We start from the raw sequence: 23,275 nt of genomic DNA, 5'->3' as shown, positions 1-23,275 counted from the left end.
GCCGCCCGGTTTTACCTGAGGAGAAAATCCACCATGGCACGCACCGCCTCCCTGTCCGGATTCCCCGAGTGGCTTCCCGAGGAACGGCTGGTGGAGCTGCATGTGCTGGACACGCTGCGCCGGGTCTTCGAACTCCACGGTTTCTCCTCGATCGAAACCCGCGCGGTGGAGACGGTGGGGCAGCTGCTGCGCAAGGGTGAGATCGACAAAGAGGTCTACGGCCTGAGCCGGCTGCAGGACGACGACGGTGCTGACGCCGCCGCCTCGCACAAGGCCGATCCCCACGCCCTGGCGCTTCACTTCGACCTCACCGTGCCCTTCGCCCGGTACGTCGTCGAGAACGCCGGCTACCTTGCTTTCCCGTTCCGCCGCTACCAGATCCAGAAGGTGTGGCGCGGCGAGCGTCCGCAGGAAGGCCGTGCCCGCGAGTTCACCCAGGCGGACATCGACATCGTGGGCGACGGCGACCTGCCGTTCCGCTACGACGTCGAGATCGCGCTGGTCATCGCGGAGGCGCTGAGCGCCCTCCCGATCCCTGACTTCCTGCTCCGGATTAACAACCGCAAGCTGGCCGAAGGCTTCTACAACGGCATCGGCCTCACGGACACCGCGGGGGTCCTGCGCAGCATCGACAAGCTGGAGAAGATCGGACCGGCCAAGGTGGCCGAACTCCTGAAGTCAGAGCTCGGGGCCTCGGACCAGCAGGCGCAGGCAGCGCTCAAACTCGCCTCGATCCGCACCGAGGACACCGCGTTCGTGGAACAGGTCCGCGCCCTCGGCGTCAGCAACGAGCTGCTCGAGGAAGGCCTGGCGGAACTGGAGCAGGTCATCGCGGCAGCCGTCCAGCGCGCCCCCGGCAAGGTGGTGGCCGACCTCAGCATCGCCCGCGGCCTGGACTACTACACCGGCACCGTGGTGGAAACCGTCCTGGTGGGCCACGAGCAGCTTGGCTCGATCTGCTCCGGCGGACGCTACGACGCCCTCGCCAGCAAGGGCAACCGCAAGTTCCCCGGCGTCGGCCTCTCCATCGGCGTCACCCGGCTGGTCTCCCGGATCCTCAGCCAGGACCTCGCCAAGGCCACTCGTTCCGTGCCCACCGCGGTGCTGGTGGCGCTGAACAGCGATGACAGCTGGGGTGCGGCGCAGGACGTCGCCGCCGCCCTGCGCAGCCGCGGCATCGCCACCGAGGTGGCCGCCAAGGCCGAGAAGTTCGGCAAGCAGATCAAATTCGCGGACCGCCGCGGCATCCCCTTCGTCTGGTTCACGGACGACGACGGCAAGCACCAGGTCAAGGACATCCGCTCCGGCGAACAGGTCGACGCCGACCCGGCCACCTGGGCGCCGGCCGCGGAGGACCTGAACGTCCGGGTCCTGAAGGCCTAGACGGAGGCGTAGGCCGGGCCGCGGCCTACGCTGCGGCTTTCCGGACCCGCCCCCGGCGCCGCAACACGAGGAAGCGCCCGGCCAGGCCCACGGCGAGGACAGCCGCCATGCCCAGCACCGAGGCGGGCGGCAGGGTGACGGCCAGGACCAGGCAGCCAAGGAAGCCCAGGGCGTTGAGCCAGCGCGGCGCATGCCACGGGCGCGCCGGCAGGGTGAAGGCGGCCGCGTTGGTCACCGAGTAGTAGATCAGCACGCCGAAGCTGGAGAAGCCCACCACGGTGAGCACGTTCGTGGTCAGCAGCAGGACGATCACGGCGGCCGCCACGGCCAGTTCGGCGAGGTACGGGACGGTGTGCGCGCCGCCCACCCGGGCCAGCGGGGACGGCAGGTCGCGTTCCCGGGCCATGGCCATGGCGGTCCGGCCCACACCCGTGATCAGGGCCAGCAGCGCGCCGAGGCACGCTGCGGCCGCGCCCGCCTGGACGAACGGGGCGCCGGCGCTGAGCTGCGAGCTGGTGACGGCGTCGAGCAGCGGCGCCGTTGACGTGGCAAGCTGCTCCGCGGGCAGGTGCCACTGCAGCAGCAAGGCCAGTCCGAGATAAATCACGAAGGCCGCGCCCAGCGCCGCGAGGATGGCCCGCGGGATGGTGCGGGTGGGATCCTTGACCTCCTCGCCGAGGGTCGCAATCCGGGCGTACCCCGCGAAGGCAAAGAACATCAGGCCGGCTGCGGGCAGGACGGCCCAGCCTCCCGCCGGGGCCGCTCCGGCAGTCCCACCGGGCGCAGGATGCGGACCCAGGATGGCGGCGGCGGCCACGAAGGCCAGGGTGGCAAGGACCACGCCCAGCAGGATCCGGGTCAGCAGGGCTGTCCGGGTGATGCCGAGCAGGTTGACTCCGGTCAGGACCACGACGGCGGCCAGCGCCAGCGGCGTCGCGAATTGCGGGGCCACATAGTGGCCAAATGTCAGGGCCATCGCCGCGCAGGAAGCGGTCTTGCCCGTCACGAAACCCCAGCCCGCGATAAAGCCGGGCCACTCTCCCAGCCGGTTCCGCCCGTAGACGTAGGTGCCGCCGCTGGACGGATAGATGGCGGCCAGCTGGGCGGAGGCGACCGCATTGCAGTACGCGATCACGCCCGCCACGGCCGCCGCAACAGCCAGCAGGGGACCTGCCAGGGCCGCGGCCGGGGCGAACACCACAAAGACGCCGGCGCCCAGCATGGACCCGAGCCCGATGGCGGTCGAATCCACTACCCCCAGCCGGCGCTCCAGCTGCCGGGGTGGGGGCTGCTCGGGTGACGGGTGGCTCTGATGCCGGCTTGCCATGGCAGGGGGTGCCTTTCCAACGGGTAAACTCGAACGGGATCGCTCCTGTAGCGATCCTATTGAACTTGAGTTTTGATTTCCCTCTGTCTTCTTCAGAAAGGCGTGCTGTGCTGCGCACACATGACCTCGGATCCCTCCGCTCCGAGCACATTGGACAAACCGTAACCCTCACCGGCTGGGTAGGCCGGCGTCGTGACCACGGTGGTGTCGCCTTCGTCGACCTGCGCGACGCGTCCGGCGTCGCCCAGGTTGTGGTCCGGGAAGAAGAGGTCTTCCACGGGCTGCGCAACGAATACGTCCTGCAGGTGACCGGCACCGTCTCCCAGCGTCCCGAGGGCAACGAGAACCCGGCGCTCCCCACCGGCCAGATCGAGGTCATGGCCGAGAAGGTCACCATCCTCAACACCTCTGATCCGCTCCCGTTCCAGATCGACGAGCACGTGGAAGTCGGCGAGGAAGCCCGCCTCAAGCACCGCTACCTGGACCTGCGCCGGCCCGGCCCCGCCCGCAACCTGCGCCTGCGCTCCGAGGCCAACCGCGTGGCCCGCGAGCTCCTCCACCAGGACGGCTACGTCGAAATTGAGACCCCGACGCTGACGCGTTCGACGCCGGAAGGCGCCCGCGACTTCGTGGTCCCCGCGCGCCTCGCGCCGGGTTCGTGGTACGCGCTGCCGCAGTCCCCGCAGCTGTTCAAACAGCTCCTGCAGGTGGGCGGGTTCGAAAAGTACTACCAGATCGCCCGCTGCTACCGCGATGAGGACTTCCGCGCGGACCGCCAGCCGGAGTTCACCCAGCTCGACATCGAAGCCAGCTTCGTGGAGCAGGACGACGTCATCCGCCTTGGCGAGAACATCGTGAAGGCACTCTGGAAGCTGATCGACGTCGAAATCCCGACGCCGATCCAGCGCATCACCTACCACGACGCCATGGCGCGCTACGGCTCGGATAAGCCGGACCTGCGCTTCGGCCAGGAGCTCACCGAACTCACCGAATTCTTCAAGGACACCAACTTTGGCGTCTTCAAGGCCCCGTACGTGGGTGCCGTCGTGATGCCGGGCGGTGCCTCGCAGGCACGCCGCGCCCTCGACGCCTGGCAGGAATGGGCCAAGCAGCGCGGCGCCAAGGGCCTGGCCTACGTCCTGTACAAGGAAGACGGCGAACTCGCCGGCCCCGTGGCCAAAAACCTTACCGACACCGAGCGTGCAGGCCTGGCCGACGCCGTCGGCGCCAAGCCCGGCGACTGCATCTTCTTCGCGGCCGGGGAAAAGACCCCGTCCCGGGCCCTGCTCGGCGCTGCCCGCGTGGAGATCGGCCACCGCACCGGCCTCATCAACCCCTCGGACTGGGCCTTCTGCTGGGTGGTGGACGCCCCCATGTTCGAACCCGCCGCAGCCGCGGTGGCCTCCGGCGACGTCGCCGTCGGTGCCGGCAAGTGGACCGCCGTGCACCACGCCTTCACCTCGCCCAAGCCCGAGTTCATGGACACCTTCGACCAGGACCCGGAATCGGCCCTGTCCTACGCCTACGACATTGTCTGCAACGGCAACGAGATCGGCGGCGGCTCCATCCGTATCCACGAGCGCGACGTGCAAGAACGGGTCTTCGAACTGATGGGCCTGGACAAGGAAGACGCCCAGACCAAGTTCGGCTTCCTGCTGGAGGGCTTCAAGTTCGGCGCCCCTCCGCACGGCGGCATCGCCTTCGGCTGGGACCGCGTGGTGGCGCTGCTGGCCGGCGTCGAGTCGATCCGCGACGTCATCGCGTTCCCGAAGTCCGGCGGCGGCTTCGACCCGCTGACCCAGGCCCCGGCTCCCATCACGGCGCAGCAGCGCAAGGAAGCCGGCGTTGACTTCAAGCCCGAAGCCAAGAAGGCTGACGGCACCAAGTAGTAGTTCGAGAAGATGATCGGCAAAGGCTCTCCGGGCAACCGGGGAGCCTTTGCTGTCACGGCATCTGCTGTCCGGCACAGGCCGGACAGTGTGGGGGACGGAAGGGGTCACATGGCACCGGGGCCCATGCCCAACATTGAGGAACTGATGGACGCGGCGTGGGCCGCCGCCGACCGGGAGGAGCACTCCGGCTGGGTGCTCCGCGCGGCCTCCGGGGTGACCCAGCGGGCCAACTCCGTCTGGCCGCGCGAACCCGGAGCAGATCCGCACCAACTTTCCGCGGCGCTTCGGGAAGCGCGCCTGTGGTACCGGAAACGCCGGCTCCCGCTGATCTTCCAGGTCTTCGACGACCCGCGCTCCGCGCCGCTCAACGCCGTACTGGACGAGGAGGGATTCACCCGGCAGTCCGAGACCCTGATCCTGGTCCGGGACGGCGGGAGGGATGTCCGTGCCGCCAGCGGCGTCGAAATATCCGACGTGCCCACTCCGGAGTGGCTGCGGCTGTGGTGGAGTGTGGACGGCCGAGGCGACGACATAGACCTTGGCGTCGCCCGCGGAATCCTGGAAGCGTGCCCCTCGCTGTATGCCCTCGTGCGCGACGACGGCGGCGAGCCGGCCGCCGTCGGACGCCTGTCCCTGCCGCCGGAAGCCGGTGGCCCTGCGGGCGGGCTGTACTGCATGGCGACGCGCCCGGACGCCCGGCGGCGCGGCCATGCCTCCCGCATCCTGCAGGCGCTGCTGCGCGAAGGTAACGACCGCGGAGTCACGGCCTTCTGGCTGCTGGTGATGGCCGCCAACACCGGAGCCCGGGACCTCTACTCCCACGCGGGGTTCCGGCCGGCTGGCCGCTACCTCTACCGGCAGGAACGGCCCAAGAGGCACCTCACAGGCTGCTGACCGGGTGTCTCAGCCGGTTGCGTCCCGGGACTCCCGGTACCGGAGAAGCCTCGATGTGATGGCCGACGCCAGATAGAAGGACACCAGCGCATATGCTGCGCCGGCGGCGATGATCGCGGGGACGTTGGCGCCGTCCATGAACAACGCGCCGCACGTCAGCAGGACCGACGCCAGCCCGGCACCCCACGCGGCGGCCCGGGCCTGGCTCCTGACCGACGGGAACGGCGAATTCCAGGCCTGCACGAACAAGCCCGCGACGGCTCCGGTGGCCGGGGCCAAAGCCATCCCGGCGCCGACCGGCACACCGACCAGGATGGGGATGAGCCCCACTCCGCCAGGCCCCCACGTCGCGGCGAGGTCGGGGTCCATGGCCCGCTGGACGGCCGAGATTGCGCTCAGGACAGCGCCAACAGCCGCGCCGGTTGCCATGCCGGCAAGGACCGCCAGCAAGTACAGCGGCAGCAGCAACGATCCAAGCTTTTGTCCGGCGGTTTTTGGCATGGGCCCACCCTAGCGGCCGCCGCTGAGGGATCCCTGAGTGCGGCCGGACGCTGCCAATTCGCTGGACGATCGGGCCTCGCGTGCGCCTCGTTCCGACGGCGGCCGGTGCGGCGGCGGAACCCGTTTAATTGTCAGTGCCCCTTGAGACGATGTGGGTATGGAAAACAAGGTGGTTTTCAGCCCAGCGGTTTTTAGTAGCGAGGTTCGGGAGGCGGCGGAGGCTTTGGCCGCGTCCGCTGCGGCGCTGGCTGCCTCGATGGGCGCGGGCGCGTCCGGTCTTCCTGCCGGCGGTCCTCCCGGCGGCCGTTCTGAGGGCGGTTCTCCAGACGATGGTTCTGGGCTGTTGGAGGGTGGGGATCCGTTGCGGGATCTGGCGGATGCGTGCCTGGACGGTTTGGCGGGGCTTGCTCGGGTGGAGGCGCAGAGCGCGGCGTTGAAGGTCCTGGTCGCCGGGGAGTACCTGCACACCAGCGAGGCGTTGGCGGCGCCCGAGGCGTGCGGCACGGCGCAGGAGATGGCGGAGGTGGCCGAGGTCGCGGGTGTGCTGACGGTGTCGGAGCGTTCGGCCGGGGCGTTTCTGGGTGAGTGTGTGGCGTTGACCGCGCGGCTGCCGCTGACTTTGGCGGCGTTGGGGGACGGGTCGCTGTCGTGGCAGCATGCCCGGGTGATGGTGGACGAGACGGCGAATCTGGACGCCGCGGGGGCGGCGGCGCTGGAGGCGCATTTCCTGGACCCGGCCGTACCGGACCCGGCCCGGGGGTGCCCGGCCGGGGAGCTGGTCCCGGGACGGTTCCGGGCCAAGGCCCGCACGTGGCGGGAACGCCACCATCCGGTGAGCATCGAAATCCGGCACAGGAAGTGCGCGGCGGACCGGAGGGTGGAGTTCGTTCCGGACAACGACGGGATGGCCTGGTTCAACGCGTACCTTCCGGCGGAGACCGCGGCGGGGATCTGGAACCGGACCACCGCCGGGGCGAGGGCGCTGCAGGGCCCGGAGGAGCCGCGGACCCTGACCCAGCTCCGCGCCGACGTCGCCGCCACCCTCCTCCTCAACGGCAACACCGGCAACGGGACGGGCAACGCTGCAGGCGGCGGGGCCGGCGAAGGCACTGGCAGCACCGGCGGGGCAGCTGGGATTTCTGGCGGAACGGCCGCTCCCGGACACGGCATTGATGAAGTCCCGGCCGCAGGCGGGGACATCATGCGCGGGGACACCGTGCGCCGGGATGTTGTGGGTGGGGGTGTTGTGGGTGGTGGTGTGCCGGTGCCGCGGGCGCAGGTTCTGGTCACTGTGCCGGTGATGTCGCTGCTGGGGGTGACGGAGGAACCGGCGATGCTGGATGGGTACGGGCCGATTCCGCCGTCCATGGCCCGCCGCCTGGTGGCTGGCGGTGCGGATTCGTTTCACCGGGTCCTGGTGGATCCGCGGGACGGGGCGCCGCTGGAGATCGGGCGGACCAGTTACCGGGTCACCAAGGCCCTGCGGCAGTGGCTGCGGCTTCGCGACGCTAAATGCTCCTTCCCGGCCTGTAACAACGCTTCCCTGGACAACGATGCGGACCACTTGTTGGCTTGGGCCGATGGCGGCACCACCGGGATCGCCAACCTTGGCCAGCCGTGCCGCAAACACCACCGCCTCAAACACACCACCGCCTGGACCCCGGCCGGAGCCACCACGACCAGCCCGCCCGGCTGGACCTCACCGACCGGACGGACCTACCCCAGCGAACACCAGGACTGGGAACCACCCCACTGGCCGAACACCATCCCACTCACCGGCGCAATCCGGGACCCCGGCACGCCGCTGGACCAAGGCTGGTGCCCGGACCCCGGCACGCCGCTGGACCAAGGCTGGTGCCCGGACCCCGGCACGCCGCTGGACCAAGGCTGGTGCCCGGACCCCGGCACGCCGCTGGACCAAGGCTGGTGCCCGGACCCCGGCACGCCGCTGGACCAACGCAGGTGCCCGGACCCCGGCACACCGCTGGACCAAGGCTGGCGCCCGGATTCTGGCGCGGACTGGGATCAGGTCGAGACTGGGTTCCCTGGCTGCGAACCTGGCGCCCTGCTTGATCCGGGACTACCACCCGAAGCAGGGTGGTGTCCGGAACAGGAGCCGCCTCCCGACCCCTTCGCGGGCTGGTTCCAGTTCACCGCCGCTTGACCACAGGCGGCGCGGGCAAGGTTGCTCCGGAATGGGACGGCACCCTCGCGGTGTCGCCCCGGGGTTGACGGATCTGGTGAACTGCCCCATTCTGATGCCATGAGTAATCCCCGGGGTGACAGCCCGCCTGGTGACGTGATCGGCAGGGCATGGCGTTCCGCCCTGTCCCACCGCACGGAGGCCGACGGCTCACTATCTGCTGCCGCAGCGCGGTTCATAGCCGCAGGAGTCGGGCCGGACCAGGTGCTCGAAGTCCTCTCCGACGGCGGAGACGCTCTGTATAACGCCGCCCGGCAGCGCAGCCGCGGCTGGGCGGAGCCATTCGGCGGGGCGTTGGCCGTTGCGCTCCTCTCGGCGGAGGTAAGCGCTTTGGCGGCACACCTGAATTCCCGGGCATCCGGTATCCGATCGGAAGCCGTAACTGAGCTACTCGATGACTACAGCGCTGTCACTGTGGCAGGTGAACTCGGTGTCTCGCGCCAAAAGGTCTACGAGATTTCCCGCTCGGGCCTTCGCCCGCCATATATCGATCACGTGCCTTGGAGGACTCCGTGAAACCGATTGAAGAACAGGTCCAACTGCCCGACCCAGAGCAACATTTCTACGTCCATCCCTTGGACCTGCCAGGGGCCCGCAAGGAGTACCTGACTGGCTGGTGGCTGGGTATTGCGGCCACGCCCCAAGTGTTCACCGCATTGCTGGCCGCTTTGTGGGCAATCAGCAACAACCGTGTCACACCAATCGTTGTGCCCCTTTTGTTGACCGTCATGGCCGGCTTCGTCAGTGCCCGGCTGACCAGGGCGGCGTGGGACTACATCCCACGCCGGCGCCACGACACGCAACGCCGGCCGGCACGCCTCGGCGCCACAGCAGCCGTGGTCAAGGCGCTCTCCCTGCTGGCCGGGCTCGTCATCTTCATCCTCTGGGCAGGTGCCCAAGGATTCACTGGGAGCTTCAGCTCCTACCCGCTGGGCATGGGCGCGGCCCTCGTTCTGATTTTGGCCCTGGACCTCGTTGTGGGGCTGAGCCGCGGCCGGACCAGGGATGCAGACGTCCTGGGCGGACTTCTAACGCTTATCGTCTCGGCGGGGGCTCTGTGGGGCGGATTTGCGCTGCTGTCCGACGCGGCGGACGGTCTTCAGTGGACTGGCCTCGTGGCCGGCGCTGCGACCCTGGTGACAGTCTGGTCGGGGTGGCTGGCCTTCGCGGCGTGGCAGACCCGCCGCAACCACGCCTGACACTGCGGCGCGTGCGGGCAGCTGATCTGGAAGCTGATGGGACAGGGCCTTTCAGCACTGGGACCCCCGGTTGATGGAGGAGAAAAATCAGAATCATCAAACCGGTGTGCCACATCGTCCTGACCAAACGAAAGTGAACGCTGGCGTGTGCCCCAACGGCCAGGTTGCCGTGCCAGCCGTCGGGCATACGCAATGCGAATGGAGGCTTCCCATGAAAGTTGTTCTCGCGGAATCCGTAGCAATGATGGCCATCGGTGACGGTGTCCTCGGAGTGGTGTTTCCCGTGCAGCACTCGACCCGGTGGGAGTTCGGGCCGGAACCATGGCGCAAGTGCATGCGTATGTGGGCCGAGCACCCCGGCTTGACCCGGGCCGTGAGCGCCCTGCAGATCGCCGCGGGCCTGGTGTTGGCGTCGCGCCTTCGTGCAGCTCCGCCACGCAAGTAGGTTTGGCCCCGCCGCCGGGGCCGGTCCCAGGCTGTCGCAGCCGCTACGCCGGCGGATCCGTCACCAGGATCCGCACGGCGCAGAGGTCTGCGGCGGCCTTCTTCAGCACCGCGGCGCGCGGATCCGGGACGTCGAGGAAGGCCAGCCGCGGCCGTCCGGCGTACTGCTTCAGTATCGGTTCCGCCAGGACTTGTTCGGCCAGGGTCCTATCGCCGCCGGGCGCCACGTACTCGATCCGGTGGTCCGCGAAGATGCGTGCGGCATGGCCGGCCACGGCCTCCACGAGGGCGTCGGCCTGGTTGGCACGCCGCCGTGCAAAGCGCTGCTGGGACCAGCCGCCGGCCGCCGTCCGCGACTGGACATGGCGGGTGCCGGTCTTGGAGGCGAGAACTGACCCGCCGCTGACCACGGCCACGGAGTAACCGCCGCGTCGGACCAGCACCGCGCCCATGCTCCGGGGCTGGGACGCCAGGGCGGCAAGGCGGCCCACGGCATCGGTGCCGCGCCCGGGCCGCCCGTCCTCAGGCCACGGCGCCTGCAGCAGCGCCACCGCGCCGTCCGCGGCGCTCAGCTGCAGCCCGGCGTCGAGCTCTTCTTCGACCAAGCCGCCGTGGCTCGCGGCGAAGCGCTCCACCCAGCCAGGCAGCCGGGCGCCGGAGACGAACGCCACACGGGTCTCGGTGGTGGTCATGGCGGATGTCTCCATTGTCGTTGTCGGGGCAGGCGGGAACTAGAAGTAGCCTATCTATGTGGATGATCTTTTTGGCGCAGGACGGGACGGCGCCGCCGCTCCCGAGGATGAAGGCGACGCCGGGGAGTCCGGCGACAGCCGCCGGGTGTCCCCCCGCAGTCCACTGGCCGTCCGGATGCGGCCGCGGACCCTTGACGACGTGGTGGGCCAGCAGCACCTCCTCGGGCAGGGCTCGCCGCTGCGCCAGCTCGCAGCAGGCACGGACGCTACTGGCCCCGCGGGCCCCAGTTCATTGATCCTCTGGGGACCTCCCGGAACCGGAAAGACCACCCTGGCCCACGTCATCGCCAAGGGCCCCGGGCGGAAGTTCGTTGAACTCTCCGCCATCACCGCCGGCGTCAAGGACGTCCGCCGCGTGATGGACGAGGCCCTCACAGCCCGAGACCTCTTCAAGACCACCACGGTGCTGTTCCTCGACGAGATCCACCGCTTCAACAAGGCCCAGCAGGACGCGCTGCTTCCGGGCGTCGAGAACCGGTGGGTGGTCCTGGTGGCCGCGACCACCGAGAACCCCTCCTTCTCGGTCGTGTCGCCGCTGCTGTCCCGGTCCCTGCTGCTGACGTTAAAACCGCTCACCGATGCCGACGTCGAGGGCCTGTTGGTGCGGGCCGCAACGGATGACCGCGGACTCGGAGGCAGGGTGGAACTCGACGACGAGGCGCTGGCGCACCTGGTCCGGCTCTCCGGGGGCGACGCCCGGCGTGCGCTGACGGCGCTGGAGGCGGCGGCCGGCGTCGCTTTCGGGGACGCGGACGACGTCGACCCCGACGGCATTGCCGGGACCGACGCCGGCGCAGCTGCCGAGGCGCCGCCGGTGAAAATCGAACTCAAGCACACCGAACGCGCCCTGGACGTCGCCTCCGTGCGCTATGACCGTGCCGGTGACCAGCACTACGACGTCGCCAGTGCCTTTATCAAGTCCATCCGGGGTTCCGACGTCGACGCCGCCCTTCACTACCTTGCCCGGATGCTCGAGGCAGGGGAGGATCCCCGGTTCGTGGCCCGCCGGATTGTCATCTCCGCGGCCGAGGACGTGGGAATGGCTGATCCGACGGCGCTGCAGACCGCCGTCGCCGCCGCCCAGGCCGTCCAGCTGATCGGCATGCCCGAGGGCCGGATCATCCTGGCGGAGGCAGTGGTGCACCTCGCCACCGCGCCCAAATCCAACGCCGCCTACATGGGGATCAACCAGGCGATCGCCGATGTCCGTGCCGGCCTGGGCAATGGCATCCCCGCACACCTGCGCGACGCCCACTATCCGGGCTCCAAGCAGCTGGGCCACGGGAAGGGCTACAAATACGCGCACGACGCACCCCACTCGGTGGCCGCGCAGCAGTACCCGCCGGACGACCTCGTGGGGCGCAACTACTACGAACCGACCGCCAACGGAGCCGAACGCGACATCGCCACGCGGCTGGAGCGGCTGCGCAGGATCATCCGCGGCAAATAGCCGGCAGGCCCAGTGCCGCCGTGGACCCGGAACGGCCCGGCGGTACCGGCGTGCTAGGATTGTTCGTTGTCTGGCAAGGCACAGACGCACAATCCACCGCTTTCCGGCACTTGGTGCTGTTGAGATGGGTTTGCCCTGTGCCCAGTAGCAAAAGGCAGCGGTTGGCCGATGCTCTCCATCGTGGAGGCCAGTAACACTGACACACCGCAGATATTGGAAGGACACAAGTGGCTAACAACACTCGTGCTCGCCGTACCGCACGCCTCTCGCGTGCACTCGGCATTGCTCTGACCCCCAAGGCCGCCAAGTACATGGAGCGCCGCCCGTACGGCCCCGGTGAGCATGGCCGTGCCCGCAAGAAGCAGGACTCCGACTACGCCGTACGTCTGCGCGAAAAGCAGCGCCTGCGCGCCCAGTACGGCATCCGCGAAGCCCAGATGACCCGTGCCTTCGAAGAAGCACGCCGCACCAAGGGCCTGACCGGTGAAAACCTGATCGAACTGCTCGAAATGCGTCTCGACGCCCTCGTGCTGCGTGCCGGCTTCGCCCGCACCATCGCCCAGGCCCGCCAGCTGGTTGTCCACCGCCACATCCTGGTTGACGGCATCCGCGTTGACCGCCCGTCGTTCCGCGTCTCCGAGGGTCAGCTGATCCACGTTCACAGCCGCAGCGAAACCATGCCGCCGTTCCAGGTTGCAGCAGCCGGCGCACACCGCGACGTCCTGCCGATGGTTCCGGCCTACCTGGACGTCAAGCTTGACGCCCTGCAGGCACGCCTGGTCCGTCGCCCCAAGCGCTCCGAGGTCCCCGTGACCTGCGAAGAGCAGCTCGTTGTGGAATTCTACGCACGCTAGATCCAATGCGACACCATACAAAGAAGCCCGTGGCACGCGCCACGGGCTTCTTTGTATGTAAGGTACTGGGGGGAGTTCTGCGGTTGCCGGTTTTATCCGCCGGCAGCACCCGCAGAAAACGACGCAACAAGGAGATGAACGACTATGACTGGTGGCGATATTGCCGGCCTGATCGCGGCCGGAGTGTTCGCACTGCTGGTCCTGCTGCTGGCAGTGCCGATTCTCAAGCTCGGGGGAGTGTTTGACGAAATGCGGACCTCCATCCGATCCATCAGCGACGGCGCCACCCCGCTGATGGACGAGGTCACCGCCACCGTCTCCACCACCAACGAGCAGCTCAAGAAGGTCGACGGGATCGCGAACAACGTCTCCGACGCGTCCGCCAACATCTCGGCCCTGTCCTCGCTGATGGCCGCCACGGTCGGTTCGCCGCTGATCAAGGTCGCGTCCTTCAGCTATGGCGTGCGCGCGGCCTTCAGCGCCCGCAAAAAGCCCGCCACCGGCCGCCGCAGCCGCTAACCCACCGGGAGACCCTGACATGAACAGAATCATCTGGATGGGAATCGGCGTCGCCATCGGCGTCATCGCCTTCCGCAAGATCACCGAGGCGCAGTCCAACCTGGGACCCGAGGGCCTCAACCGGGCCGTCGGGCGGCTTGCCGATGGCGTGTACGACTTCGCCGACGCCGTCCGGGCTGGCATGAACGAGCGCGAAACCGAACTCCGCGGCGCCCTCGGCCTGGACAGCGGCCTCGACGCCCGCCTGGAGCAGGCTGCCGGCAAGGATGCAGTCCGGCGCTAGCCGCGAGAGAATAAGAAGCGGCGGCACCCTACGGGGCCGCCGCCGGCTCGGCCGCCGGCCCGGAGGGTTCCGCGGGGCGACCGCGGAAACCATAGACACACTGAAACTAAACGCAGTGAACATACACGCAGTGAATATTGAAGGGTAAGTAATCAGCTCATGAAGTCGCAGGAGATCACCAAGCGCTGGATCGACTTTTTTGTCAGCAAGGGCCACACGGCGGTTCCCTCCGCCTCCCTGGTCTCCAGCGACCCTTCCCTGCTGTTCACGGTGGCCGGCATGGTCCCGTTCATTCCGTATCTGACAGCCCGCGAGGAAGCGCCCTACAGCCGGGCCACCAGCGTGCAGAAGTGCATCCGGACCGGTGACATCGAGGAAGTCGGCAAGACCGCACGGCACGGCACCTTCTTCCAGATGTGCGGAAACTTCTCCTTTGGCGACTACTTCAAGGAAGACGCCATCAAATTTGCCTGGGAGCTGCTCACCACCAGCGTTGACGACGGCGGCTACGGGCTGCCGCCCGAGCGGCTCTGGGTCACCGTCTACGAAGAGGACGACGAGGCCGAGCAGCTCTGGCTGAAGAACACCGGCATGCCCGCCGAACGGATCCAGCGGATGGGCAAGGCGGACAACTACTGGTCCACCGGCCAGCCCGGCCCGGCCGGCCCCTGCTCCGAAATCTACTACGACCGCGGACCGTCCTACGGCGTCGAGGGCGGACCGATCGCGGACGAGAACCGCTACGTGGAGATCTGGAACCTCGTGTTCATGCAGTACCAGATCGACAACGTCCGCTCCAAGGTGGACTTCGACATCACCGGCGAACTGCCCAAGAAGAACATCGACACCGGCCTCGGCATGGAACGCCTCGCGATGATCCTGCAGGACGTCGAGAACATGTACGAGACCGACCAGGTCCGCCCTGTGATCGACAAGGCCGCCGCGCTTTCCGGCAAGGAATACACCTCTGCCGAGACGGCCGAGGACCCGCACCACACCGACGACGTCCGCATGCGCGTCGTCGCCGACCACATCCGCTCCTCCCTCATGCTGATCGCCGACGGCGTCACACCCTCCAACGAAGGTCGCGGCTACGTGCTGCGCCGGCTGATCCGCCGCGCTGTGCGCTCCATGCGCCTGCTCGGCGTGGAGAAGGCCTGCCTGCCGGAACTGCTGCCCGCGTCCCGCGACGCCATGAAGGGCGTCTACCCGATTGTGGAGACGGACTTCGACCGGATCAGCCGGATCGCCTACGCCGAGGAAAAGGCGTTCCTGCGCACCATCGCCTCCGGCACCGCCCGCCTTGAGGACGCCGTCAAGGAATCCAAGGCCGCCAACCAGCCCCTCTCCGGAGCCGACGCTTTCGCCCTGCACGACACCTACGGCTTCCCGATCGACCTCACCCTCGAAATGGCCGAAGAAGCCGGCCTGAAGGTCGACGAGCCGGAGTTCCGCAAGCTCATGCTGGAACAGCGCCAGCGGGCCCAGGCCGACGCGAAGGGCAAGAAGGGCTCCCACGCGGACCTCAGCGCCTTCCAGGAGCTGCTCTCCGCCGGCGAAACCGTCTTCACCGGCTACACCGAACTCACCGGCGAATCCAAGGTCCGCGGCATCCTGGCCGGCGGCCGCAAAGTCTCGCAGGCGTCCACCGGCGAGGAAATCGAGCTGGTCCTCGCCGAGACTCCGTTCTACGCCGAGGCCGGCGGCCAGGCCGCCGATACCGGCCTGATCACCGGAGACGGGTTCGTCGTCGAGGTCCTCGACGTCCAGCGTCCGGTCAAGGGCCTGAGCGTGCACAAAGCAATCGTCCGCGAAGGCGAAATCGGCGCTGACTCCCTCGTGCAGGCGGCCGTCGACCGGGAACGCCGGCACGCCGCCGAGCAGGCCCACACGGGAACGCACATCGTGCACGCAGCGCTGCACCAGATCCTCGGCCCGGAGGCTTTGCAGCGCGGCTCTTTCAATAAGGCCGGCTACCTGCGCTTCGACTTCGCCTGGGGCGAGGGCCTGAGCGCGGCCACCCGCTCCGAGATCGAGGAAGTCTCCAACATCGCCATCCGCAACAACTACCGGGTGGAAACCAAGGTGATGGGCCTCGCCGAGGCCAAGGCCCTCGGCGCCATGGCACTCTTCGGCGAGAACTACGGCAACGAAGTGCGCGTCGTGGAGATCGACGGCGCCTGGTCCCGCGAGCTCTGCGGGGGCACGCACGTCGACAACACCTCGCTGATCGGCAGCCTGTCCCTCCTGGGCGAACAGTCAGTGGGATCGGGAAACCGCCGCGTCGAAGCCTTCGTGGGCATGGACGCTTTCCGGCACCTCGCCGCCGAACGCGCGCTGGTCACGGAGCTCACGGACATGCTGAAGGTTCCGTCCGGGCTCCTCGCGGACCGGATCGCCAGCACGTTGACCAAGCTCAAGGCTGCCGAGAAGGAACTCGACCGGCTGCGCAAGGAGCAGCTCACGGCGGCCGCTGCGCAGCTCGTAGGAACCGCCAAGGACGCCGCCGGCGTCAAGGTCATCGCGCACGACGCCGGCCAGGTCAGCGGCGCCGACGACCTGCGGGGCCTCGCCCTGGACCTGCGGACCCGTCTCGGCTCCGAGCCGGCAACCGTCGCGGTTGCCGGTGCCAGCAACGACCGGCCGGTCGTCCTGATCGCCACGAACGAGGCCGCCCGGGCGGCAGGCGTCAAGGCAGGAGCGCTGGTACGCCTCGCTGCCGGGATCCTCGGCGGCGGCGGTGGCGGCAAGGACGACGTTGCCCAGGGCGGCGGCACTGACGCCACCCAGGTCGGTGCGGCCCTCGCCGCCGTCGTGGACGCCATCACCCGGCGATAACGGACGGACAATGAACGAAGCTGCTGTGCCCGGCGACTACCCCCGGGGCGTGAAACTGGGGATCGACGTCGGCACCGTCCGGGTTGGCGTCGCGGTCTGCGACCGCGACGGCATCCTGGCCACCCCGCTCCGCACGCTGGAGCGGAACACGAAGAAGAATACCGACGTGCGGATCCTCGCGGAGCTGGCTGTAGAGCTTGGTGCTGTGCAGATTTTTGTCGGCCTGCCGCGGACCATGAAGGGCGAGGAACATGCCTCCGCCCGGATGGCCTCAGACTACGCAGAGCTACTGGCGGGTAAACTGGGGGAGTGCGGTTCCGAGGTTCCGGTGCTGCTGGTCGACGAGCGGCTGAGCACCGTGACAGCACACCGCAACCTGCACGAAGCTGGCATGAGCAGCCGGAACCACCGTAAGGTAGTTGATCAGGTTGCGGCCGCAGGTATCCTGCAGCATGCGATCGATATGCAAAAGGCCAGGGGGACGGATGTAGGACGCCGCGTGATCGCGGAGTCCTCACCGGGGCCGACCGGGGACGGCGCTCAGGCCGGACCCGCAACGGACATGCAATCTGCACACACGCATTCTGCCCAAAATGGAAGGCTACAGTGAGCCCGGTCAACAGTGACGATCCCTCCAGCGATGCTTACGGCGGCGCCGGCCGACCGCTGACGCGCAAGGAGATCAGGGCGCAGGAAAAGTCCCAGGCGACGCAGGGGCAGGACGTGATCCCGCCCCAGGCTTTCCAGTCCGCCGCGGACACCCCGCCCGCCGGGCTCAACGCCGTGTCCGGACGGGATGCTGCCTCCGGACCCGGGCCTGTCCGGCCGGAACCCGTCCGCCCGGAACCGGTCCAGGCTGCCAACGCCCCGGACCTGCCGCCGGCGGCCCCCACCGTGCATGAAGAGACAGCGCATGAGGAAGCAGCGCACGAACAGCCCGTGCACGGCGAGGCGGCGTCTGAGCAGCCGGTGTATGAAGAGCCCGTGCATGGGCATCCCGTGCATGACGAGCCTCACCACTACGAGCCCGCGCCTGCGGAGCCGGTCCACGCGGAACCCGTGCATGAGTATGCCGGCGCAGTGACCGGCCTTGATCACGGCCATGACGCCCACGACCATGATGCAGAGCATTATCCCGTCCATTCCGCCGGGGACGCCCCCTACGGCCATCCCGGTGCGGACAACTATCCCGCCGACTACCAGCACGAGGAAGACGGCCGCGTAGTTCTGGCCGGTGGTGCCGCCATCCGCACGTCCAAGGGCCCGTCCAAGAAGGTCCGCCGCCGGCGCCGCTTCCTGGCGCTGCTGCTCACCCTTTCAGTGTTCGTCGTGGCACTTGCCGTCGGCGCGCAGTTCCTCAAACCTCTCCTCGGCAGCGATAAAGTGGCCGACTACCCCGGCCCCGGAACCGGCGAGGTGGTCATCACCGTGCCGCCGGGCGCCGGCCCGAAATCCGTGGCCACTGAACTCGAGGAGAAGAACGTGGTGGCCAACGCCGACACGTTCCTCAAGGATTTCCTTGCCTCCGGCGGGGCGCTGGCTCCCGGTGACTTCACCATGCGCAATGAGATGAAGAACTCCGATGCAGTGGCCGCGCTGCTCAACAAGGACCAGGGCAAGGTCATGTACTTCGCCCTGAGCGCCGGGCTCCGGATCGGGGAATCCCTTGAGGCCATCTCCGAAGGCACCGGCGTCCCGGTCGCCCAGCTCAAGGAACTCAGTGACTCGCCCGCCCAGTTCGGCGTACCGTCCAGGGCCAGGAACCTTGAAGGGTTCCTCGCCCCCGGCGAGCACCGCTTCCCGCTCGGCACTCCGGCCAAGGAGGTGCTGCAGAAGCTCGTCTCCACCACGCTGGACGAGCTGGTGTCCCAGGGCGTCACGGATCCCGAGAAGCAGTACGACGTCGTCACGGTCGCCAGCATCGTTCAGGCCGAAGGCGGCCAGGCCGAGTACGGCGATGTGGCGGGTGCCATCTACAACCGCCTCAAGCCGGACAACACAGAAACGAACGGTCTGATCCAGTCCGACGCCACGGTGACCTACGGGCTGGGCATCAAGAGCTTCCACATCGACGAGGAACAGAAAGCGGACGCGTCCAACCCGTACAACACCTACGCGAACAAGGGGCTCCCGGTGGGGCCGATCGGCTCGCCAGGGAAGACGGCCATCGACGCGGCGGCCAAGCCGAAGACCAACGACTACATGTACTGGGTGACAATCAACCTGGACACCAAGGAGACGCTGTTCGCCAAGACCCTGGCGGAGCACAACACCTACGTCGCCCGTTACAACGCCTGGTGCAACGAGAACCCCGGACGCTGCGTATGACGCTGCGGGCCGCCGTGCTCGGGCACCCCATCAGCCACTCCAAGTCACCGGCGCTGCACCGTGCCGCCTACGCTCGCCTGGGTGTGACGATGGAATACACAGCCATTGACGTGACCGAGGATGCGCTGCCGGCCTTTATGGCCGGGGTCCGGGAGGACGTGCGGCAGGGCGGCAGCTGGCGGGGCCTGTCGGTCACCATGCCGCTGAAAACCGGCATGCTGAAAGAAGTGGATGAGGTCCGCGGCGTTGCCCGGGCCCTGGGCGTGGTGAACACCGTCGCCGTCGAGCCCGCGATGCCGGGGGACAGCACCGGCGCCAGCCGGCTGGTGGGCTACAACACCGACGTCGCCGGGATCGTCAATGCCCTGCGCCATGCCGGTGCCGCGTCCGCGCCCACGGCCGCCGTGCTGGGCGGCGGCGGCACCTCCGCAGCTGCCCTCGCGGCGCTGAAGGAACTGGACGCACCGGCGGCGGACATCTTCGTCCGCGATGTCAGCCGCGCCGCGGAGGCGCGGGCTGCCGCTGCCGCCGTCGGACTCCCGGTCCGGATTCTTCCCTTGGGCGGCGCGGCGGCCGCCGTCGCCGGGGCCGACGTCGTCATCTCCACCCTGCCGCCGCGGGCCGCGGACCCGCTGGCCGGGGACCTCGAGCAGCTGTTCAGGCAGCGCGGGTCCGGATCCTCCCTTGAAGCGGGCCGGCCCGGCGTGCTGCTGGACGTCGCCTACGATCCCTGGCCCAGCCGGATCGCCGCCGCGTGGCAGGAAGCCGGCGGCACGGTGGTCCCGGGACTGGAGATGCTCATCTACCAGGCCGTGGAGCAGGTCCGCCACTTCACCGGCCTGGGGGACGCCATGCCGGACGAAGTCATAGATGTGATGTGTGACGCAGTCGGGGCGCCCCGACGGGTGTTCTAACCGCCTTACATGGCAGGATGGATTTTATGTTGCGTTGGTTGACTGCCGGTGAATCCCATGGCCCGGCACTGGTCGGAATTATCGAAGGCGTGCCCGCCGGTGTTGAGCTCACCAGCGCGCAGATCGCCGATTCACTGGCCCGCCGCCGCCTCGGCTACGGCCGCGGCGCGCGGATGAAGTTCGAGCAGGACGTGGTGACCATCCTCGGCGGCGTCCGCCACGGCATCACCCAGGGCGGCCCGGTCGCCATCCAGGTCGGCAACACCGAATGGCCCAAGTGGGAGCAGATCATGTCCGCCGACCCGGTGGACCCCGAGGAACTGGCCAACCAGGCCCGCAACGCCCCGCTGACCCGCCCGCGTCCCGGCCACGCCGATTTCACCGGCATGCAGAAATACGGTTTCGACGAGGCCCGGCCCGTCCTGGAGCGCGCCAGCGCCCGCGAAACGGCGACCCGCGTGGCCCTCGGCACTGTAGCCTCCGCATTCCTCAAGCAGCTCGGCATCGAGCTGGTCTCCCACACGGTTTCGATCGCCAGCACCGCCGTTCCGGAAGGCCGGCCGCTGCCTGTCCCGGGCAACGTCCTGGCCCTCGACGCCGATCCGTTGCGCTGCTTCGACCGGGAAACCTCCGACGCCATGGTCGCCGAGGTCGACGTCGCCCACAAGGAAGGCGAAACCCTCGGCGGCGTGGTGGAGGTCCTCGCCTACGGACTCCCGCCGGGACTCGGCAGCTACGTCCACTGGGACCGCCGCCTCGACGCACGGCTGGCCGCCGCCCTGATGGGCATCCAGGCCATCAAGGGCGTCGAGGTCGGGGACGGGTTCCTCACCGCATCCCGCCGCGGCTCGGCCGCCCACGACGAGATCGTCAAGGACGCCGACGGGACCATCATCCGCACCTCCAACCGCGCCGGCGGCATCGAAGGGGGCATGAGCATCGGCGATGTGCTGCGCGTGCGCGCCGCCATGAAGCCGATCGCCACCGTGCCGCGCGCGCTCAAAACCGTTGACGTCAGCACCGGGGAGGCCGCCAAGGCCCACCACCAGCGCTCCGACGTCTGTGCCGTCCCCGCGGCCGGGGTGGTGGCCGAGGCCATGGTGGCGCTGGTCCTGGCCGAGGCCGTCATGGAAAAGTTCGGCGGCGACTCCGTGCAGGAAACCGCCCGCAACATCAAGGGTTATCTGGACAACATTCCGGCGTCCCTGGACTCGATCGGCCAGTAGTGGCGGGCGCCATGCCGGCAGTGCCGGCGCCGGACGCTGTCCGGCCCATCGTCCTGATCGGACCGATGGCCGTGGGCAAATCCGCCATCGGACACCAGCTTGCCCAGCACCTGGGGGCGGGCTATGTGGACACCGATGCTGTGGTGGTGGCCGGCCACGGGTCCATCGCGGAGATCTTCGCCAGCCGCGGCGAACATGCCTTCCGGGAACTCGAGGCCCGGGCCGTCGCGCGGGCCATCGAGGACGCGCAGGGCACCAGCACCGTCATCTCCCTGGGCGGCGGCGCCGTGCTGGACTCCGGCACGCAGCAGCTGCTCCAGCAGTGTACGGTGGTCTACCTCGAATGCGACGCGGACACCGTGGCGGAGCGGATCGCCAGGAATTCAGGCCGGCCGCTGCTGGCCGGAGACGCCATGGCACGATGGAAGACGCTGTTCGCCACCCGGCGGCCGGTCTACGAACGGCTGGCCGACCTGGTGCTGGACGTACGGACCGGATCGGTCCCGGACCTCACGCTCCGGCTCGAAGAAGCGCTGCGCGGACACGCGGCCGGCACAACCGCGGCCGTACCCACGGCAGCGCGGACTAAGGAAGTTGAAAAGTGATCACCGAATCAACCGTCATCAAGGTCACCGGTCAGACGCCCGGCGAGAACTACGACGTCGTGGTGGGCCGCGGCCTGCTGGCCGGCCTGCCGGCGCTCCTGGGCGAGCGCGTCCGGCGCGTCCTGGTCATCCACCCCCGGGCCCTGCGCCTCACCGGTGACACCGTCCGGGAAGAACTCACCGCCGCCGGCTTCACCGCACTGACCGCCGAAATTCCGGACGCCGAAGAAGGCAAGCACATCGAGGTGGCCTCGTTCTGCTGGCAGGTGCTGGGACAGAACGACTTCACCCGCTCGGACGCCATCGTCGCTGTCGGCGGCGGGGCCGTGACCGACCTGGCCGGCTTCGTCGCTGCGACCTGGCTGCGCGGGGTCAAGGTCATCCACATGCCCACGAGCCTGCTCGGCATGGTGGACGCCGCCGTCGGGGGCAAAACCGGGATCAACACCGCCGAAGGCAAGAACCTCGTCGGCGCGTTCCACCCGCCGGCCGGGGTCCTCGCCGACCTCGACACCCTGGACACCCTGCCCAAAAACGAGGTCATCTCCGGCATGGCCGAGGTCATCAAGTGCGGCTTCATCGCCGACCCGGCCATCCTGGACCTGATCGAACAGGACCCGGCGGCCGTCGCGGACCCGCGCTCGGACGCCGTCCGCGAACTCATCGAACGTGCCATCACCGTGAAGGCGAAGGTGGTCTCCGAGGACCTCAAGGAAACCGGGCAGCGCGAATTCCTCAACTACGGCCACACCCTGGGCCACGCGATCGAGCTCGCCGAGCGCTACTCCTGGCGGCACGGCGCCGCCGTCTCCGTCGGAATGATGTTCGCCGCGGAGCTGGCACGCAGCGTCGGGCGCCTCAGCGACGCCGACGCCGACCGGCACCGCAGCATCCTGGAGAGCCTGGGGCTTCCCACCACCTACCGGCGCGACCGCTGGCAGGCTCTGCTCGACGGCATGCGGCGGGACAAGAAGTCGCGCGGGGACCTGTTGCGCTTCGTGGTGCTCGACGGCGTCGGCCGGCCTGGCATCCTCGACGTCCCGGACACCTCCCTGCTGTTCGCCGCGTACCAGGAGATTGCCTCCTGATGGCATTTCCCAGCGGCACCAGTGACTGGCCGGACGCGGGCTTCCCGGGGATCAAGATCAACCCGGACAGCCTGGTCGCGGAGGTCGTCAACGAGGAGGTCTGCGCCGCGGCGCTGGCCGCCTCGACCGACCCCGGCGACGTGATCTTCGTCCGCCTGGTCGAGGGGCACGCCGCCGAGGCCGCCGAGCTGCTCGCCGAGGCCCGGTACTCCGATCCCGGCTCGCTGCGCCTGAGGATTTTCGAAGCGGACATCCTCCGCGTCTCCAACCGCCTGGACCGGGCCGTGGACCTGTTCCGCCAACTCCTCGCCGAGACCCATGGGACGCCGGACGAGGCCGCCATCCGCCAGCACCTGGGGCGCGCCTACTTCGCCAGCGGCAACATTTCCGCCGCCGTCGAATCCTTCACAAAAGCACTGGACCTCCGCGTCACCGGGTCCGCCGACGCGGCCCTGATCTACGCCTCCACGGTGGCGCTGCGGCGCGCCCGGGACGTGGCGGATCTCGCCTCCTGACCGCGCTGCCGCAGCCCCCTGCGCGGGCGCCGCACGGGCCCGTAAGGCAGGCCGTGGACA

21 protein-coding genes are annotated in these 23,275 nt (G+C 68.8%); 18 read left to right on the top strand and 3 right to left on the bottom strand.

Annotation, left to right across the window (positions count from 1 at the left end):
- Positions 1–33: 33 nt before the first annotated feature.
- Positions 34–1,383, top strand: a complete 1,350-nt coding sequence (hisS, locus tag ACTWQD_RS08380) for a histidine--tRNA ligase (protein ID WP_443195692.1) — start codon at positions 34–36, stop codon at positions 1,381–1,383.
- Between the two features lie 25 nt (positions 1,384–1,408).
- On the opposite strand, the gene ACTWQD_RS08375 is transcribed toward hisS, so the two are convergent.
- Positions 1,409–2,710 carry an APC family permease gene (locus tag ACTWQD_RS08375; RefSeq protein ID WP_443195691.1) on the bottom strand — a complete coding sequence of 434 codons (1,302 nt, stop codon included), beginning with the start codon at positions 2,708–2,710 and terminating at the stop codon, positions 1,409–1,411.
- A gap of 107 nt (positions 2,711–2,817) precedes the next feature.
- Here ACTWQD_RS08375 and aspS point away from each other — a divergent pair, with 107 nt between their 5' ends.
- Positions 2,818–4,599 carry an aspartate--tRNA ligase gene (gene aspS / locus ACTWQD_RS08370; RefSeq protein WP_443195690.1) on the top strand — a complete coding sequence of 594 codons (1,782 nt, stop codon included), beginning with the start codon at positions 2,818–2,820 and terminating at the stop codon, positions 4,597–4,599.
- A 126-nt stretch (positions 4,600–4,725) separates the two neighbouring features.
- Positions 4,726–5,496, top strand: coding sequence for a GNAT family N-acetyltransferase (locus tag ACTWQD_RS08365; protein ID WP_443195689.1), 771 nt, complete (start codon positions 4,726–4,728; stop codon positions 5,494–5,496).
- A gap of 9 nt (positions 5,497–5,505) precedes the next feature.
- Here the strand turns inward: ACTWQD_RS08365 and ACTWQD_RS08360 are convergent, their stop codons facing one another.
- Entirely contained in the window at positions 5,506–5,997 is a 492-nt protein-coding gene (locus ACTWQD_RS08360) for a hypothetical protein (protein ID WP_443195688.1), read from the bottom strand.
- 412 nt (positions 5,998–6,409) lie between these two features.
- Here ACTWQD_RS08360 and ACTWQD_RS08355 point away from each other — a divergent pair, with 412 nt between their 5' ends.
- The 3 genes from ACTWQD_RS08355 (at position 6,410) to ACTWQD_RS08345 (ending at position 9,844) form a co-directional block, all read left to right on the top strand.
- Entirely contained in the window at positions 6,410–8,161 is a 1,752-nt protein-coding gene (locus ACTWQD_RS08355; RefSeq protein WP_443195687.1) for a DUF222 domain-containing protein, read from the top strand.
- A gap of 551 nt (positions 8,162–8,712) precedes the next feature.
- A complete protein-coding gene (locus tag ACTWQD_RS08350) occupies positions 8,713–9,399 on the top strand; it encodes a hypothetical protein (protein ID WP_443195686.1) in 687 nt (228 codons plus the stop codon).
- 211 nt (positions 9,400–9,610) lie between these two features.
- Positions 9,611–9,844 (top strand): hypothetical protein, encoded by a 234-nt coding sequence (locus ACTWQD_RS08345; protein WP_443195685.1) that lies wholly within the window; start codon positions 9,611–9,613, stop codon positions 9,842–9,844.
- A 43-nt stretch (positions 9,845–9,887) separates the two neighbouring features.
- Here ACTWQD_RS08345 and ACTWQD_RS08340 read toward each other — a convergent pair whose 3' ends face one another.
- Positions 9,888–10,535, bottom strand: a complete 648-nt coding sequence (locus tag ACTWQD_RS08340; RefSeq protein ID WP_443195684.1) for an acVLRF1 family peptidyl-tRNA hydrolase — start codon at positions 10,533–10,535, stop codon at positions 9,888–9,890.
- Between the two features lie 58 nt (positions 10,536–10,593).
- On the opposite strand from ACTWQD_RS08340, the gene ACTWQD_RS08335 reads away from it, so the two are divergent.
- From ACTWQD_RS08335 to ACTWQD_RS08280, 12 genes are all read left to right on the top strand, one after another.
- A complete protein-coding gene (locus ACTWQD_RS08335) occupies positions 10,594–12,045 on the top strand; it encodes a replication-associated recombination protein A (RefSeq protein WP_443195683.1) in 1,452 nt (483 codons plus the stop codon).
- Between the two features lie 227 nt (positions 12,046–12,272).
- The gene (gene rpsD, locus ACTWQD_RS08330; protein WP_066437676.1) at positions 12,273–12,899 is read left to right on the top strand and encodes a 30S ribosomal protein S4; all 627 of its coding nucleotides are present in this window, start codon (positions 12,273–12,275) and stop codon (positions 12,897–12,899) included.
- A 144-nt stretch (positions 12,900–13,043) separates the two neighbouring features.
- Positions 13,044–13,418: a DUF948 domain-containing protein gene (locus ACTWQD_RS08325; RefSeq protein WP_443195682.1), complete on the top strand. Its 375-nt coding sequence runs from the start codon at positions 13,044–13,046 to the stop codon at positions 13,416–13,418.
- Positions 13,419–13,437: 19 nt separating this feature from the next.
- Positions 13,438–13,701 (top strand): DUF6167 family protein, encoded by a 264-nt coding sequence (locus ACTWQD_RS08320; protein ID WP_231728613.1) that lies wholly within the window; start codon positions 13,438–13,440, stop codon positions 13,699–13,701.
- A gap of 159 nt (positions 13,702–13,860) precedes the next feature.
- Complete coding sequence (alaS, locus tag ACTWQD_RS08315; protein WP_443195681.1) at positions 13,861–16,539, top strand: alanine--tRNA ligase; 2,679 nt, start codon at positions 13,861–13,863, stop codon at positions 16,537–16,539.
- Between the two features lie 10 nt (positions 16,540–16,549).
- Positions 16,550–17,149, top strand: coding sequence for a Holliday junction resolvase RuvX (ruvX, locus tag ACTWQD_RS08310; RefSeq protein WP_443195680.1), 600 nt, complete (start codon positions 16,550–16,552; stop codon positions 17,147–17,149).
- Positions 17,146–18,867 (top strand): endolytic transglycosylase MltG, encoded by a 1,722-nt coding sequence (gene mltG / locus ACTWQD_RS08305; RefSeq protein ID WP_443195679.1) that lies wholly within the window; start codon positions 17,146–17,148, stop codon positions 18,865–18,867. Before ruvX ends, mltG begins: the two co-directional genes overlap by 4 nt.
- The gene (locus ACTWQD_RS08300) at positions 18,864–19,781 is read left to right on the top strand and encodes a shikimate dehydrogenase (protein ID WP_443195878.1); all 918 of its coding nucleotides are present in this window, start codon (positions 18,864–18,866) and stop codon (positions 19,779–19,781) included. The genes mltG and ACTWQD_RS08300 overlap by 4 nt, the downstream gene beginning before the upstream one ends.
- A gap of 26 nt (positions 19,782–19,807) precedes the next feature.
- Complete coding sequence (gene aroC / locus ACTWQD_RS08295) at positions 19,808–21,007, top strand: chorismate synthase (protein WP_443195678.1); 1,200 nt, start codon at positions 19,808–19,810, stop codon at positions 21,005–21,007.
- 11 nt (positions 21,008–21,018) lie between these two features.
- Positions 21,019–21,612, top strand: a complete 594-nt coding sequence (locus ACTWQD_RS08290) for a shikimate kinase (RefSeq protein ID WP_443195677.1) — start codon at positions 21,019–21,021, stop codon at positions 21,610–21,612.
- A complete protein-coding gene (aroB, locus tag ACTWQD_RS08285; protein ID WP_443195676.1) occupies positions 21,609–22,700 on the top strand; it encodes a 3-dehydroquinate synthase in 1,092 nt (363 codons plus the stop codon). Before ACTWQD_RS08290 ends, aroB begins: the two co-directional genes overlap by 4 nt.
- Positions 22,700–23,215: a tetratricopeptide repeat protein gene (locus ACTWQD_RS08280; protein ID WP_443195675.1), complete on the top strand. Its 516-nt coding sequence runs from the start codon at positions 22,700–22,702 to the stop codon at positions 23,213–23,215. Before aroB ends, ACTWQD_RS08280 begins: the two co-directional genes overlap by 1 nt.
- Positions 23,216–23,275 lie beyond the last annotated feature (60 nt).

The sequence above is a fragment of the Pseudarthrobacter sp. 1C304 genome (genome assembly GCF_052245515.1).
Taxonomy (GTDB): Bacteria; Actinomycetota; Actinomycetes; order Actinomycetales; family Micrococcaceae; genus Arthrobacter.
This window is presented reverse-complemented; position numbering and strand designations above follow the sequence as displayed.